Origin of the sequence: Ignavigranum ruoffiae (genome assembly GCF_023195815.2) — a bacterium.
Taxonomy (GTDB): domain Bacteria; phylum Bacillota; class Bacilli; order Lactobacillales; family Aerococcaceae; genus Ignavigranum; species Ignavigranum ruoffiae.
In genome coordinates, this window is the sequence record NZ_CP096206.2 from 1,594,275 (window position 1) to 1,610,280 (window position 16,006).

At 39.2% G+C, this 16,006-nt stretch carries 17 protein-coding genes; 3 read left to right on the forward strand and 14 right to left on the reverse strand.

What is annotated here, in order from left to right:
* Positions 1-278: 278 nt before the first annotated feature.
* The 5 genes from M0R79_RS07515 to M0R79_RS07535 all read right to left on the reverse strand — a co-directional run bounded on the left by M0R79_RS07515 (position 279) and on the right by M0R79_RS07535 (position 4,846).
* Positions 279-1,265 (reverse strand): V-type ATPase subunit, encoded by a 987-nt coding sequence (locus M0R79_RS07515; RefSeq protein WP_248415779.1) that lies wholly within the window; start codon positions 1,263-1,265, stop codon positions 279-281.
* Positions 1,266-1,304: 39 nt separating this feature from the next.
* Positions 1,305-1,790, reverse strand: coding sequence for a V-type ATP synthase subunit K (locus M0R79_RS07520; RefSeq protein WP_248415778.1), 486 nt, complete (start codon positions 1,788-1,790; stop codon positions 1,305-1,307).
* A 1-nt stretch (position 1,791) separates the two neighbouring features.
* A complete protein-coding gene (locus M0R79_RS07525; protein ID WP_248415777.1) occupies positions 1,792-3,735 on the reverse strand; it encodes a V-type ATP synthase subunit I in 1,944 nt (647 codons plus the stop codon).
* 113 nt (positions 3,736-3,848) lie between these two features.
* The gene (locus M0R79_RS07530) at positions 3,849-4,616 is read right to left on the reverse strand and encodes a 3-oxoacyl-ACP reductase (protein ID WP_248415776.1); all 768 of its coding nucleotides are present in this window, start codon (positions 4,614-4,616) and stop codon (positions 3,849-3,851) included.
* Between the two features lie 2 nt (positions 4,617-4,618).
* Positions 4,619-4,846: a DUF2829 domain-containing protein gene (locus M0R79_RS07535; RefSeq protein WP_248415775.1), complete on the reverse strand. Its 228-nt coding sequence runs from the start codon at positions 4,844-4,846 to the stop codon at positions 4,619-4,621.
* Between the two features lie 91 nt (positions 4,847-4,937).
* Between M0R79_RS07535 and M0R79_RS07540 the strand changes: the two genes are divergently transcribed.
* The gene (locus M0R79_RS07540; protein ID WP_248415774.1) at positions 4,938-5,645 is read left to right on the forward strand and encodes a YaaA family protein; all 708 of its coding nucleotides are present in this window, start codon (positions 4,938-4,940) and stop codon (positions 5,643-5,645) included.
* Between the two features lie 75 nt (positions 5,646-5,720).
* Here the strand turns inward: M0R79_RS07540 and M0R79_RS07545 are convergent, their stop codons facing one another.
* Positions 5,721-6,143, reverse strand: coding sequence for a cupin domain-containing protein (locus M0R79_RS07545; RefSeq protein ID WP_248417171.1), 423 nt, complete (start codon positions 6,141-6,143; stop codon positions 5,721-5,723).
* A 91-nt stretch (positions 6,144-6,234) separates the two neighbouring features.
* Entirely contained in the window at positions 6,235-6,867 is a 633-nt protein-coding gene (locus tag M0R79_RS07550) for an SGNH/GDSL hydrolase family protein (protein WP_248415773.1), read from the reverse strand.
* A 150-nt stretch (positions 6,868-7,017) separates the two neighbouring features.
* On the opposite strand from M0R79_RS07550, the gene M0R79_RS07555 reads away from it, so the two are divergent.
* Positions 7,018-7,956: an FAD:protein FMN transferase gene (locus M0R79_RS07555; protein WP_248415772.1), complete on the forward strand. Its 939-nt coding sequence runs from the start codon at positions 7,018-7,020 to the stop codon at positions 7,954-7,956.
* 152 nt (positions 7,957-8,108) lie between these two features.
* Positions 8,109-8,642, forward strand: coding sequence for a QueT transporter family protein (locus M0R79_RS07560; RefSeq protein WP_248415771.1), 534 nt, complete (start codon positions 8,109-8,111; stop codon positions 8,640-8,642).
* 124 nt (positions 8,643-8,766) lie between these two features.
* Here the strand turns inward: M0R79_RS07560 and M0R79_RS07565 are convergent, their stop codons facing one another.
* From M0R79_RS07565 to M0R79_RS07595, 7 genes are all read right to left on the reverse strand, one after another.
* Positions 8,767-9,525, reverse strand: a complete 759-nt coding sequence (locus tag M0R79_RS07565; RefSeq protein WP_248415770.1) for a glycerophosphodiester phosphodiesterase — start codon at positions 9,523-9,525, stop codon at positions 8,767-8,769.
* Complete coding sequence (locus M0R79_RS07570) at positions 9,525-10,652, reverse strand: ABC transporter ATP-binding protein (protein WP_248415769.1); 1,128 nt, start codon at positions 10,650-10,652, stop codon at positions 9,525-9,527. Before M0R79_RS07570 ends, M0R79_RS07565 begins: the two co-directional genes overlap by 1 nt.
* A 15-nt stretch (positions 10,653-10,667) precedes the next feature.
* Positions 10,668-11,534, reverse strand: coding sequence for a carbohydrate ABC transporter permease (locus tag M0R79_RS07575; RefSeq protein ID WP_248415768.1), 867 nt, complete (start codon positions 11,532-11,534; stop codon positions 10,668-10,670).
* 1 nt (position 11,535) lies between these two features.
* Positions 11,536-12,420 (reverse strand): carbohydrate ABC transporter permease, encoded by an 885-nt coding sequence (locus M0R79_RS07580; RefSeq protein WP_248415767.1) that lies wholly within the window; start codon positions 12,418-12,420, stop codon positions 11,536-11,538.
* A gap of 77 nt (positions 12,421-12,497) precedes the next feature.
* The gene (locus tag M0R79_RS07585; protein ID WP_092571359.1) at positions 12,498-13,814 is read right to left on the reverse strand and encodes an ABC transporter substrate-binding protein; all 1,317 of its coding nucleotides are present in this window, start codon (positions 13,812-13,814) and stop codon (positions 12,498-12,500) included.
* A 295-nt stretch (positions 13,815-14,109) separates the two neighbouring features.
* Positions 14,110-15,318: an acyl-CoA dehydrogenase FadE gene (gene fadE / locus M0R79_RS07590; RefSeq protein WP_092571355.1), complete on the reverse strand. Its 1,209-nt coding sequence runs from the start codon at positions 15,316-15,318 to the stop codon at positions 14,110-14,112.
* Between the two features lie 34 nt (positions 15,319-15,352).
* Positions 15,353-16,006 (reverse strand): 3-oxoacid CoA-transferase subunit B, encoded by a 654-nt coding sequence (locus tag M0R79_RS07595; RefSeq protein WP_092571353.1) that lies wholly within the window; start codon positions 16,004-16,006, stop codon positions 15,353-15,355.

The following is a 16,006-nucleotide window of genomic DNA, read 5'->3' on the forward strand; positions in this document are numbered from 1 at the left end:
AAAACGGATGAGGTCAAGCTTATCAAGCAAGTGCTGAGAATAAATCTTTGCAAAGTATTATTAAATTCTAATTGTTCTCATTCGCAAATTGCACCGTTTAGCTACTTTATAAGTTTTTTTGCGATTAAATCAACCGTTATTTTCATTTAAAAAGTTTTTATACAGCAACTTTGTTAGGAAAAAAATTATACCCCTACAAAAATTCCCTCCCATTATTAAAATGGAAGGGAATGAGGTAACGAAGTTTATCTAATAAAAATTACGCTGGTTTTTACAAGTTAGCGATAATTCAACCTTAAGGCAGCGGCAATACTTTCTTTGGGTAAATCATTTAACAAGCCACTAAGAATGAGCCGCAGATTCTTAACTTCAGTTTCTTTCGCATAGAGATAGGCAATCACCGGTAATGGTCCAAAGGATTCAAATTTAGCTGATTTAAGCTTCTGCATCCGATGATCATCTAGAACTTTCTCTAATTGGATAGGGTCAACATGATTTTCCTTATCTAATAATGAAGCAACAAGTTCCTGATAGGGACTGGCTAACAACATATTCGTCAAACCAGTGAGACCATCTTTACTCGCTTTAACATATTGCTCGGTCGGAATTCGTCCCAAATCAGGAACCATCCCGGCCAAACTCGACACCGGTTTATTCAAATTACTCAAGCGAATCGCGATAATCATATTATTAAGGTCAATGTATTCCTGAATCATATCTATAATCAGTGGATGACCAATTTTTTGGGCTAAATCGTACAGATGATCTAAATAATAGTAATCCAAAATAACATCTAAATGGTTCAAATTATAATAAGTTTCAAAGTAATCCCGAACTTCTTGAATGACATACAAATATTCTTCAGGCAATTCAGTACTTTGGCCTGTTCTAACCGCCTTATTCAGCTCATCATGAGCATAGCGACCCACATTCAATAATAGGTTTTCGAGTTGTCGATCAGAATAATAGTTTTTGAATAAGACTTTTAAAATATGATAAGTATAATCTAACGAGGCAAATTCAATCACTGTTTTATCTGGAGCCATCTCAAAAGCTTCTCGAAAAATCTGAGCAACATAGTCTCTTAACTCTTGATCGATATTGCTAGCATCTTGGATAAAGCCATAGGGCGTTCCCTGAAGTAATTTTAACGCTTGGTCAATCGATTCAGCAGTCAATAATTGCCGATAAAAATTATCATCTAAGAGTTCAGTTTCATGGACCCGTAAGGCCACATTCAAAGGGCCATAATCTACATTGGACATATTTAATTACCCTCCTTAGCCAGACAAGTCAAAACATTCTTAGAATGTTTTTAGAACTAACATTAGAATAGAAACTACCAGACCTAAGATCGCGTAAGTTTCAACCATGGCAGCAAAAGTCATGGCTTGAGATAAATTCTCTGGCCGTTGAGCCAAAATTTGCATCCCAGAAGCAGAAACACGTCCTTGATATGGACCGGAGAAATAACCACCAAAAGCTACGGGTAGTCCGGCCATGAAGAAGTACCATCCTTGACCTGCAGACATATCGACGCTAGAGAAGATAATAATCATAACAGCAACTACGAAACCATATAAACCTTGAGTTGCTGGCAACAACTGCATAACTAAGGCTTGACCATAAAGTTCTGGTTTCTCTTTACAGAGGGCTGCAGCTGATTCCCCTGCGATGCCCACACCTTTAGAAGAACCATAACCTGAAAGAAAGACAGCAAGGGCCGCTCCCAAACCAGCTAGGATAATTCCAGTATATTCACCAAAAATATTTACAATTGAAAATTCCATCTTATCGTTTCTCCTTTTTTATATTTATATTATCATTGAGAGTTCCCAGAGGCGTAAAAGCCTTGCCCCCACCTTCATAAAACTTGCCAAAAAATTCAACATATTCCAAACGCATGTCGTGGACATAGGCACCTAAAAACGTTAAAAAGATATTTAAGGCGTGTAGGACAACAAATAAAATAATCCCCACAGAAAACCGAGCGATTGGTGGCAAAATACCAATAATCATATTGAAAGCCATCCCAATATTAGCTCCTGATATGGCTAAGGCTGCTAACCGGGTATAGGAAATCAGATCCCCCATAAACCCTGCTACGCCAATGACGCCTAAAGCACCTTGACCTAAACCAACTAACTTGTTGTGACTGGCTACAATATTGACCACAATCATTCCAATGACATTACCAATAATCAGCCAAGTTCCAATCTTTTGAAGTAAAGCTTGATTGTTCAGAAATGCCATGTTAATCCCTAGAATTACAATACCAATGAGCATCAATAACCACTGAACTGCGTCTAGATAGAAACTCTTCCAATCCTTTTGTTTAAAGGCTTCGACACTCTTCAAAGTGTATCCTACAAAAAGATGAATAATCCCGAAGACGACTGATAAAATTAAAACTTCAATAACATTTCCGGTGATATCCCACACTTTAAAAGGTAAATTGAAACCAAAAAACGAACCAAAGAATAAACCGACAGCCATCGTACCATATGATAATTGATGGAAGAATCTCAATGTCTGTCGCGTACCCGCTTTAAGATCAAAGCGTTTCAAAGGGATAAAGGTTAACAACCAAAGTATCATTCCATAGCCTAAATCTGCACTCATCATGCCGAAAAATAATATATGAAAAGGATACAAAAATGGCGTCGGATCCTTGGCGTTATATTTAGGCAGACTGTATTGTTTGGTCAGCGATTCAAAAGGACCAATAATATGAGCATTATCCAACTTGATAGGCACTTCATCTATTTCTTCGAGTTGAACATCCTCAGTTAAGATAGCTAAAGGTTGACCCACTAGCTCTGCCCGAATCGAAGCGATTTCTTCCATTACATCTTCTTCAGGCGTCCAGCCCGAAACCATAAATAAGGAAGAACTATTCAGAATCAATTCTCTGGCCTTTTCTCTTTCTCGTACATTATAAATGTATTCTTTAACTAACTTTAAATTCCAGAGAGTCTGGTCATTATAGCGCAACCGTTGACGGGCATCCCGATGAACGCGAATTAATTGTTCTCGATAAGCCAAGGTATTCTTCAAAGCTTCTTGAGGCGGTCGCACGAATGGGTAATCAAAATGTTTGAAAGCAAAACGATTTAATAAGTCTTCTAATTGAGTTTCTTTCATTTTGTCTACCACGACTAAATAATTCATATATTCATCTGTATAATAAATTTCTTCAGCCACTCCATCCATAGCTTGGATTGCCTGAACAAATTCTTCAGAATTTTTAGTTTCAATTGAACCGATCTCAGCTTTAAGGAATTTTAAATCCTTTAATTGCTTAGGATCCATTTCTAACTTTTGCCATTGTCGTAATAAAGCCTCATCTTGTTCTATCTTATCAATATCTTTTTCTAGGGCTAGAATATGATCGCGTTGTTCTTGAACTGTATCTAAAAGTAGATCGACATCTAGTTGGTGGACTTGCTGATACAATTCATCCAAGGTGTAGTTCTCACGACCCTGCCCTAATTTTTCCCACAGGCTCTTAGGTTTCACATAGGAAACAAGGTAGGCTATATTCTCATCTAACCGATCAATTTGCCGACTCAATTTACGCACCGTCGATTCAACTTGGGGACGTTCAAAGTGAGACAAAAGTTCAGAAGAGACCTTATCTTTTAGATCAATGATTTCAACGTTTTGGAATGACTGGATGGTTTGCAACACTTTATCTTGATCTTCTTTGCGCGCCAAGATACTAATTTTCTTCATGCTTGCAATCCCCAAAGCGTCACCTCCTATATTTTCTTAAACTTTTAACACTACTAACTTTACTAAAATTATCTTACGCTGTAAAGCACTGAACCTTGATTAAACAAAGACTTCTATCGTATCAACCAGCCGCCATCCAGTGGGATAACAGCTCCTTGGATATAGTCGGCTTGTTCACTAGCTAGAAACAAGGTTAAATCAGCGACTTCCTTGACTTGGGCCCAACGTTGCAAGGGGATTTGTTGGCGAACTTGTTCAGCCATCTGTCCATCTCCAGCAAAGTCAGCCTGATTCATTGGTGTCTGGATGGCCCCAGGAGCAATTGCATTGACTCTTAGACCTGATCGACTGTATTCATATGCTAATTGCTTAGTGAAACCAATAATCGCATGTTTAGCTGAGGTATAGGCAATACCACCACCCGCTGTGGTCATCCCCGCTATCGACGCCATATTAATCACATGACTTTTTGAGTTGCTTAATAATAAGGGAAGGGCTTGCTGGGTAACTAGAAATAGACTATCTAAGTTATTGGCCATAATTTGCCGCCAGAAAGCATAATCAATTTCTGCTAGTGGCCGATAATCATCTAATTGTCCTGCCGTATTGCAAAGCACATCTAATCGTGGATATGATGCTTGAATGGTCACAAATAGGTCCTTAACCTCTGCTTCTTGGCTCAAATCCACTTGAAAACATTCAAGTTGATCGTCATTATTCTCATTCTTTAATCGAGCAAACCCAGCCTGACGGTCCACAGCAATCACCTGAGCCCCTTGTCTTAAAAAAGCTAGGGCTTGGGCTTGACCGATGCCTGATCCTGCTCCAGTCACTAATACAATATCTTGGTCAGCTGACTGATTCTGTTTGTTTATTAACATGATTACTTATCTTCGACGACAAACCAATCATGGGCTAGAATGTCGCAGACTGTAGGTTGAAACATTGAGTAACCTTCGCCTTCTACCATAATCAAGAAATAGGGAGTCAGTGGTTGGCCTTCAAATTCTTTGGGGTCGGCTAATTTAATATACAATTCGCCACCCTTCCAGATCCGACGCAAGGCCTTGTGGCCTTGTTTGATTTTTGGTAAGATTTCTTCAAATGTCATGGCTATCTTCCTTTCTTTATCTTAATTATTATAACAAAGAGAGGAAAAGCTTGCCTAAGAAATCCATTAATATTTTAGAAAGGAGAAGCTAATGGCAAACTATATTATTCTCTCACCGAGCAAAGAAATGGATGCTAGTCTTGGCCAACAAACCGCAAAAAAACATGACCTGACCCAGGCTATTCAAGCAAAACTTAAAGGTCTCAATCGTTTAGAAATTGCTCAACTTTTCCAGATTCAAGGAGATTTATTAAATCAAGTTGAGACCTACTTTACGAAATTAGATACCGACCAGGCCAAATCCGCTTACCTGACCTATCAAGGGCTAGCTTTCCGCCAAATTGACTGGAGTAATCTTGACCTGACTTATTGCGATCAGCATTTACGGATCCTCTCAGCTTTATACGGCCCCCTTAAGCCCAGTGACCCTATTCATCCCTACCGCTTGGACTTACAAGTTGCCTTAACAATTCAAGGAAAAAGTCTTAAGGCTCTATGGCGACCCATCATCAACAATTACTTCAAGGGAGCCACCATATATAATCTGGCTTCAAAAGAATTCTCTCAATTGATTTCATCCTCAGACTGTGAAATGATTGATATTCAATTTATTAAGCGAACGGGCAAAAATTTACCTTCATCTACAACAAAAAAACTCCGGGGTCAATTAGCCCAACATCTACTATTGGCACAAAATTTTGACCCAGAAACTTTCAATGACTTTGCCTCCAAAGTTAAAGCCGATCAGTTTATCATAGACTCAAGCCTACAAACGATGACTTATGTTTTTGACGCTTAATATATCAGCTAAAATAGACACTAAAAAAGCCAGCGAAATCGCTGGCTTATTGCTTTCTCAAGCAGAAATTAACTATTAATGTTCGTTTGGATCATTTTCAGCATCTTCGTGGGTTGGATGAACAGTTCCTGGAAGATGGTCAGGACTAGCATAAATAGTGTAAAGTTTAAGAGGCTTATCACCTTTATTGGTTACATTATGCCACATATCAGCTGGCACGAAGATTCCTGAATCGTCACCCACTTCAACTTCGACATCAAGGTTATCTTCACTAGGTCCCATTTGGCATAGGCCTTTACCTTCTTCAATTCGTAAGAATTGGTCAATTCCATGGTGGACTTCTAAACCAATGTCATCGCCTGGTTGGATTGTCATCACTGTTAATTGAAGTTTCTCACCGGTCCATAAAGTAGTACGGTAATTATCATTATCTAGGGTTGCTTTCTCGATATCAATCACATAAGGTTGTTTACCATGATCTTTCCAGTCGATTTCCATCATTATAATGACCTCCATATAATATTATTAGATTTCTCAATCTAGAATCATTATAATATAATTAACCTAGCCTTTCAAGCAAAAGGCTTTCTTAGAAATATCCTAAAGCTTTTAACCAGTTTTGGGCAATTACTCCGTGACCTAAAGGGGTTGGGTGAACACCATCACTGCCAGTATATAAGGCAAAACCATACTCTCGTCCCAAGCTTAGTAAAGGACCTTGAAGTTCAACTGTCGGACATTGATGTTGTTTAGCTAACTGGTCAATTAACTGATTCATAATAAAGACATCTGCTTGCCAATTTAGGCGCTCTTGGGGATAAGGTAAGACAAAAACTTTCATTAAAACTACTTGAGCACCTTGATTTTTTGTCTGAGCAATGAGAGAATCGTAATCATTATAGAAATTATGCCAGTAGGCCATGCCAATATTCTTATACTGATGGTGATGGGTCCAAATATCATTGATACCAATCAGAATACTTACCCAATCCGGCTGAAAGTCAAGACAATTTTCTTGCCAACGACGCTTCATATCAATTAAACGATGACCATTAATCCCGCGGTTAAATACTTGCAGCCTAAGCTGAGGAAACTTGAGTTGCAAGAAATAGTTCAACATATTCACATAACCTAGACCAAGGTTGTTTGGGTTGCCATAGTCACGGTAGGCATCTGTGATACTATCCCCGGCAAATACCAGTTTTTGATTGGGCTGTAACATCGGCTTCTCTCCTTTATGGAACCCCTTACAAACATGATTTATTGGGCTTCCTAACATTATTATGAATCCTCAAAGAAATCTAGAAAATTATAAGACATTTATCTGTGAATCTAGTACAATGGAATTAGATTATAGCAAAGGAATGATTGAATGGTACTCACCACAGAAAGTTATAAAATGATGGGAACTCATGTAACTTTACAAATCACTCATCCTAATGCCAAATCATTATTAAAACACGCTCATAACATATTAATCGATCTAGAAAAAAGGTTTAATGCCAACGATAATGCTTCAAATTTGATGAAGATCAACCAGAATGCCGGTAAAAAAGCGGTCCGAGTTGATGATGATCTCTTCTATCTGATTAAGATTGGAAAAATGTACAGTATCGCGAGCCTCTTAAATTTAAATATCGCCATAGGTCCCTTAGTCAAGTTATGGCGGATTGGCTTTAAGGATGCACGTCGACCTAGTGACCAAGAAATTAATGCTGTCTTAGAACTGATTGACCCGCAAAAAATTCACCTTAATGAAGAAAAACAGACCGTCTATCTAAGTCGCGTCGGTATGGAAATAGATTTAGGTGCCTTAGCTAAAGGCTACTTTGCCGATATCCTTAAAGATTTTTTTATTTCTAAGGGAGTGAAACATGGAATTATCAATCTCGGTGGCAATGTCTTAACCATTGGCGATTCCAATACCCAACCTGATCATCAATGGCGGGTGGGCATTCAGCGATTAAATCGCAATCGAGGCGATATTCTCGGTGCAGTTAAAGTTGTTGATGAATCGGTCGTGACCTCTGGGATCTATGAACGCTGTCTCAATGTTGACGGCAAGACCTACCACCATATCTTGGATTCACGGACAGGATTTCCAATCTTTACTGAGATTGGTAGCATCTCAATTATTTCTAAAACTTCCCTAGATTGTGAAATTTGGGCTACGATTTTATTTCACAATACCTGCCAAGAAGCTATCGGTCATATTAATAATACACCTGGCATTGAAGGGGTGGTGGTTGACTTAGATGAGAATGTTTATCTAAGTGCCGGCCTTCATCACCGCTTTATTGCCAAAGACTAAGGCAAGTTTTACTTGCCTTTCTTTTGTTTATATTGTAACATATTTTTTGTTATTCGAGCAGATGAATAACCTACGATTCTTCAGTGGATTTAGCCACTCAGTGTCCTTTGGTCGTAGTATGAATAGGTGAAACCTATAAAGGAGAGAATAATATGAATATACATTATGATGAGAGCAAATCTCGGACGATTGCCAATGTCGCCTTGATTGCGGGCGTCTATGTGGTGGTCACATTTTTAACTGCCCCTTTTGCTTATGGTCCCCTTAATTTTCGGATTGCTGAAGGGCTGAATTTTCTAGCCCTTTATAAGAAACGTCATATTTGGGCCGTTACCTTAGGTGTCTTTATTGCGAATTACTTTGCTTTTGGTCCCTTAGATATGGTTGTGGGCAGTCTATCAACTTTAGTCTTTCTCTATCTTGGAAGATGGCTGGCGGATCGAATGGTTCAATGGCTTCAAAGTCATTATCAATTATCGATCGATCCCATGCTGATAAAATACGGGATTCTGGCGATAATCTTTTCTTTATCGATGATTACCATCGCCCTGATGATTCAATTCCTCGGCTATGATGGACCGTTCCTTCCCTTATATGGTGGTTTAGTCTTATCAGAACTAATTGCCATGGTGTTAGGTGGGATGATCATCTATCCCTTAAGCCAACGAATAAATTTTAAACAATAAATTAAACCTCGAAGAAATATGGGACACATTTCTTCGAGGCTTTTTTTTGCCAATACCGCTGTAATTATGCTTCTTACTTTGCAAGAGTAAGTACTCCTAAATTATAAACTCCATTTTACTTATACTAAGAATTTTGTAAGCGTTGATAGTCATTCATAACGCTTTTAGCTAATTCTACCTGGTTGGTGATGATTCCTTGCACACCCCATTCAATTAGCCGTCGTAAATCTTCAGGATAATCTACCGTCCAGACATTTAAAGCTACCTGGTTGTCTTGGCAATCCTTTAGATCTTGTTCATTAATCGAATGATAATAAGGATGATAATAATCCACCTTATATTGGCGACAATACTTTCCTGGCTCTAAGAGCGAACAACCGGTTAAGAAACCACAAGATAAGGTCGAATCTTGACTTTGAACTTCCCTAATAGTGTGGTGGTTGAAAGAAGAGAGTATTACCCGATGACTTACGTCAAAATGTTTGATTAAGTCAATTACTTTTTTAACAATTCCTGGATAGGCAAAAATATTATTTTTAATTTCAATATTGACTAACATTTCAGTCTCAACAAACCAAGTAAAAAATTCTGATAAACTCGGAGCAGTAATATCAGCATGATCACGGTGTTGCCATTGGCCCAAGCCATTTAAGAAAGTAAATTCTTGAATTTCTTTGAGACGGTAATCCTTGAGATAACCCTGTCCATTCGAAGTACGATCGATGCGTTCATCATGGCAAATAATCAATTCATCATCTTTCGTTAAATGGACATCTAATTCAATACCATCAGCTTGGGCTAATTCCGCAGCTTTAAAAGCCAGCATCGTATTCTCTGGATAGCGACCACTGAAACCACGATGGGCAATAATTTGAGTTTCCATTATTCATCTCCTTCAAAATTACGAGGACGTAGAATTGTTTCCCCACTCGCTTTATCAAACAAATGCAGCTTTTGCGGATCCAACTTCACTTTTAAGTTCTGCTGGTGTTTAATCATCCGCGGCGGATTAAACCGTGCGGCTGCCTGCCGACTCGCTGCTGGTAAATCAAAATATAAATAGGTATCTGAACCTAACTGTTCAACGTTGACAGCTTGAACCGGATAAATATAGTCCCCTTCTTGCTCAGTATAGGCAATATTTTCTGGCCGAATTCCCAGCCAAATTGGTTGATCTCTTACGGTTACGGCTAGGCGATCGGCGATCTTCGAATCAAGCACAAAGCTACGATCTAATATCTTAATCGCTGGTTGTTGATCTTTCAAGACTAGTTGGGCTGCGATCATATTCATTTGTGGGGAACCAATAAATTCTGCTACAAATACATTGGCTGGATTATGATAAAGGTTAGCTGGACTATCAAATTGTTCCACATTCCCTACTGACATCACCGCAATCCGATCGCCCATGGTCATCGCTTCCGTCTGATCATGTGTCACATAAATAAAGGTCGTCTTTAATTCACGGTGAAGGGCTACAATTTCTGCTCGCATTGAAACCCTTAGTTTAGCATCTAGGTTGGATAAAGGCTCATCCAGTAAGAATACCTTGGGATTACGAACCATGGCTCGTCCTAGGGCGACCCGTTGACGTTGGCCACCAGAAAGTGCTCCAGGCTTTTTATCCAGGACACTCTGCAATTGCAAGACTTTAGCTACCTCATCAACTTTCCGATAACGTTCAACCTTAGATACGCCAGCTAATTTCAAGGCAAAGGCAATATTATCCCGATTAGTCATATGCGGATAAAGGGCATAAGATTGAAATACCATCGCAATATCACGGTCTTTCGCTAAGACATTATTGACTAATTGATCACCAATATATAATTCACCTTCTGAAATATCCTCTAAACCAGCAATCATTCTCAGCGTGGTTGACTTACCACAGCCTGAAGGGCCGACCAAAACCACAAACTCTTCATCACGGATGCTTAAATCGATATTTTTGACGGCTTTGTAGCCATCTTCATATATTTTGGCAACTTTTTTTAATTCTACATTGGCCATATTACTTCTCCCCTTCTAACCTTTCACTGCGCCAGCAGTTAGACCCTTAACCATATTGCGTGAGCCAATTATAAAGATCAATAAACTAGGAATCATACAAAGCACTACTCCTGCTACCATCAGCACGAGGGACTGCGAATCAACACTATTTAACATTGAAATCCCGATTTGGACGGTTCGATTTTGATCATTATTGGTCACTAATAAGGGCCACATATACATATTCCAACCACTTAAGAAAGATTGCACCGACATAGCCCCCAAGGTAGGTTTAATCAAGGGCATTAAGATGGTAAACACAAAACGAATGTCAGGACAGCCATCCATCTTGGCGGCTTCATAAATTTCATAAGGGAAATTTTGTAAGGCTTGAACACATAAAAATATATTAAAAGCCGATACGATGAAAGGAACGATTAAAACATAGAGCGAATCGGTCCAACCCCAGGCAGAAACCATTAAAAATTGAGAAATAATTACCGCTTCCCCAGGAATCATCATGGTTGACAAGATTAAAGCATACAATAAACCTTTCCCTTTAAAATTTAAAAAGCGAAAAGCAAAAGCAGCTAATAGTGAAGTAATAATTTGACTTAAGGTGATCATCGTCGCCACAATCAAAGAATTTCGAATGTAAGTAGCGATCGGGGCAATCCGAAAGACATCCACAAAATTCGTCAAGGTTGGTTGCTGCGGTAACCAAATCGAATTGGGATCATACAATTCTCCTGAGGGTTTCACTGCCATCGAAAAAGCATATAACATGGGAAACATTACAAACAGCCAGACCAAAAGATTTAGAAGAATTCTTAAGATTGATTCTAGACGTTGTTTTTGCCGGCTACGTCGATTGCCACTGGCGAGGACTTTAGAATTGGTCATCTTAAGACTCCTTTCTACGTAACTTGAACATGATAATCGTCAAAATCATGACGATTAAAAATAAAATTACCGACTCTGCCGAAGCAAAACCATAGCGATAATTCATGAAGGCATTGCGATAGATATCATAAACGATGACATTAGTGGCTTGACCTGGGCCTCCCTTGGTCAAAATATTAATCTGTCCAAAGCCTTGGAAGGCATTAATCACGTTGGTTACAATCACGAAAAACAAGGTTGGCTTCAAAGAGGGCAAAGTAATGTAAAGAAATTGTTGCCAACGATTAGCCCCATCAATTGAGGAAGACTCATATAGACTCTCATCAATACTGGCTAAGCCAGAAGAGAAATATAGAAAGTTCATCCCCGAGTTCAGCCAACCAGTTAATAGACCGATTACTAAGAGAGCAGAATTAGGTTGGGATAAATAATTTATATACGTTCCCATAATTTTATTGATGATTCCCACGGTCGGATTTAACATGACTTGAAAGATCATGGCCATTCCGGCCGAAGCAATCGCCATCGGCATGGCATAACTGGTGGAAAAGAATTTAATGCCAGGAAAGGTTCGTTGGCAGAGTAAAGCGGTTAGAAAACCCAACAAGACCCCAAAAATCACCACAATCACTACAAAATTAAAAGTAACCAGGACACTATTCCAAAAACTAGGACTGGTCAATAGTTCACTATAATTGGCCCAGCCTAAAAATTTAGCATTCTGGCCCAAATTATTGGTTAAAAAAAGACTACGTTCGAGTGTCTTGAAAAAAGGCCAGAACATAAAAATGGTCAGAATACTTATTGGGGCTAATAAATATGCATAGGCTTTATACTTCTCAATCCATGATTTCTCTTCGGCTATTATCACAACTTGCTCTTCCATAACAAACTCCTTTCCTCATAATCAAAAAACGGGATAAAAGACCAGCTTCTATCCCGTAATCTTAAACCTGTCTGGGTTTATTGATTGGCTGCGTTATAATTCTCAATCGCTTTATTGATTTGATCGGCCATATTTTGGGCGGCAGCTGCAGGTTCGATCTCACCATTTAATACTTTCTCAACTTCATTCTCAAAAATTTGGCGGGATTCTTGAGCCACACCCGCCAACGCTCCTTGGTCTTCTGGTTTGGAATCGTGGAGTTGGTCAATCGCTGTTTGGAATTGTGGATATTCAGCTAAATTATCCTTAAATAATTGTTCATCGTGGGCAGCTAAGTTTACTGGGAAATAACCAGTATCAACATTCCATTGTGCTTGCGCTGGAGCAGAAACTAAATATTGAATAAATTTCCAAGTAGCTTCTTTCTTCGCATCATCTCCAGATTCAATCATCCATAGCGAAGCACCACCAATGGATACGCCACCTTTATCTTCTGCATCGATACCTGGATAATAAGCCGTGCCGACTTCAAAGCGCCCATCAACTTCGGTTAAGATTTGACGAAGGCTTGCAGTAGATCCAAAAGTCATAGCAGATTGACCAGCAACAAATTCTGGTTGACCTCCTGTTCGACCCACATTAGGTAGGGCGCCAGCATCTAAACCTTTCTTCCACATACTTAGAATTTTCTCCATGCCACCATTTTCGATAAAGGCAACTGAAGTTGGTCCCCCATCGCGACCATTGCCATTGTCAAATAAATCTTTCTCCATCTTGTTAAACCATTGGTCAATCCACCAACCATAAATTGAAATCGTTGCTCCCATTGCTGCTCCTGCTTCTTGAAGTTTCGGCGTGATTTCAATCATTTCTTCTAAGGTTTTAGGAGGCTCAACGCCGGCTTTCTTAAAGATATCAACATTGTAATACATTAAGGGCGTTGAATTATTAAAAGGCATTGAATGCAATTTACCATCAATAGTGAAATAAGCTAATAAGTTTGGTTCTAATTGATTTAAGTCAAAGTCACTGGCATCGACATAATCTTGGATCGGAACGGTGAGACCAGAATCAATCATAAAGGTCGTCCCAACTTCAAAGACTTGAACCAAATCTGCACCCACTTCTGAACCAGAAGCAGATGACCGTAATTTTGTTAAGGTTTCATCATAAGACCCTTGGTATTGGGCATTGACCACCACTTCATCTTGAGAGGCATTGAAGTCATCGACTAACTTTTGTAAAGCTTCCCCAGTTGATCCACCCATTCCATGCCAGAAGATAATTTCTGTTTTTTCTTGGGCATGAACCAAGTTCATTGCGGGATTTAAACCAGACATCACTAACGCTAAGAGACCAAAACAAAGGAATAATTTCTTAATCATTGTTTGCATGTGTCATCCTCCAAATTCTTTGATTGCTTTAGGTCTAGTTTATAAAAAGAATGTAAATCTAATGTGTTTTTTATGTAAATTAGTCGCTTGTGAATGTAAAGATTGTGTAAAGATTCGAATTAAGATGGTAGTCTATCTTCTATTAGTTGCTGAAATAAAAAAGACGACTGAAGAATTTCAATCGTCGGTAAAATATGTTATTAGACTCATTGACAAGTCTACTCTTTATCAGAAAAAAAGGTTATGGTCGACTCTTGTCAACCATAACCGGTCAGGAAAGGAATATTTAATGAGCTTAAACGAAAGCAGCTAAGTTAGTCAGTTCACGGCCGATAATCAGCGCGTTCACTTCATGGGTACCTTCATATGTATAGATAGCTTCAGCATCAACGAAGAAGCGAGCCACATCCACATCATAGGTAATTCCGTTACCACCACAGATTTCACGACCTAAGGCTACAGTTTCACGCATTCTTAACGCATTGTGCATTTTAGCAAGTGATGAGTTTAACATAACTTCTTTACCAGTTTCTTGAATTTCAGCCACTCGTACAGAATAACCTAAAGCTGCAATAACATTGGCTTGCATCCGGGCTAATTTTTCTTGAACCAGTTGGAAGCTGCCAATTTTACGGCCGAATTGTTCACGGGTTGTGACTAATTTTTGGGCAGCAATAAATGATCCAGCAGCCGTACCTAAAGCGATATGAGCCACATCTAGACGAGTACGAACGAAGATGTTAGCAACGGTCTTCCAACCTTTGATAAATTCTAAACGGTCTTTTTCGTCGACTTGAACATCTTTACAAGTGATATGACCGTTATTAACGATACGTAAAGCAATCTTGTGTTCCACGTTCTCAACTTCAAGACCTGGTGAGTCTTTGCCAATCATGAAGCACATAATTTTACCAGTTTCAACGTCACGGGCGAAGAATGGAATGAAGTCAGCCGTTTTGGCCCCACCAATCCAGCGTTTTTCTCCATTGATAATCCATTTATCCCCTTTACGTTCTGCTGTTGAAGCTAAACCAGAAGCAATATCTGACCCGTGATCAGGTTCAGTTAAACCAAAACAGGTTTGAGCTTCGAAGCGTTGAACTGGGCGACCAAAACGTTCACGTTGTTCATCATTTCCACCCATTAAGATGGTATTGTAACCTAATCCACCATGGACCGTATAGAAAGTCGCCACAGATGGGTCAAAGCGTGCTAAAGTCAAGTAAAGGAATACATTGTAAACTTCACTTGGTTTCCAGTCTTGATCGCGACCTTCGAATAAATCAGGATGGTCCATAATCCGGCAGTCACGGAACACCCCTAAAATTTCTTCCCGTGGTAATTCTGCTTTTTCGGTACAGTCATAGATTAATGGACGTAAACGTTCTTCGAGTTGTTCTTGAAGATTTTTTAAGATAGCCACTTCTTTATCGGTTAATTTCTCAGCATATCCTAGTAAATCTTCTGGCCATAATTCTTTGATTAATTCTTCTTTAGTTTGCATTTATTTGTCCCCCTAATAATAATTTAAGAAATAATTAAATATCCATCACTTTTACGTTATCGCTTACAATAACATCCGCTTCAGTCTTGGCAAGTACGTCTTCGACACTTACACCTGGTGCGGTTTCAACCAATAATAATTTACCTGCTTGGAATTCAAACACTGCTAAATCAGTAATAATCAAATCTAGACAGCTCTTAGCAGATAATGGCAAAGTACATTTCTTCAATACTTTAGAATTACCATGCTTATCACAATGTTGAAGTGAAGCAATCACTCGTTTGGCTCCGACCAATAAGTCCATCGCGCCACCCATACCAGGTGCTAGAACGCCAGGAACCATCCAGTTAGCGATGGATCCCTCTTGGTCAACTTCCAAAGCACCCAGAGCGGTACAGTCCACGTGACCCCCACGGATAATGGCAAAAGAAGTTAACATACTGAAAGTTGAGGCTCCTTTTTGGAAAGTTAAAGGCATTCCGCCAGAGTTAGAATAGTCTGGATTCAGTGTTTCTTCGGTTGGTGGTGGACCAAATTTCAAGGCACCGTTCTCAGCTTGCAAGGTTACTTTGACATCTGCTGGTAAGTATGCAGCAGATAGGTTAGGAATCCCAAAACCTAGGTTAAGGACGTCACCATCTTTAAATTCTTTGGCGATACGTCTAGCGATAATCTCTTTTGGCTTCAT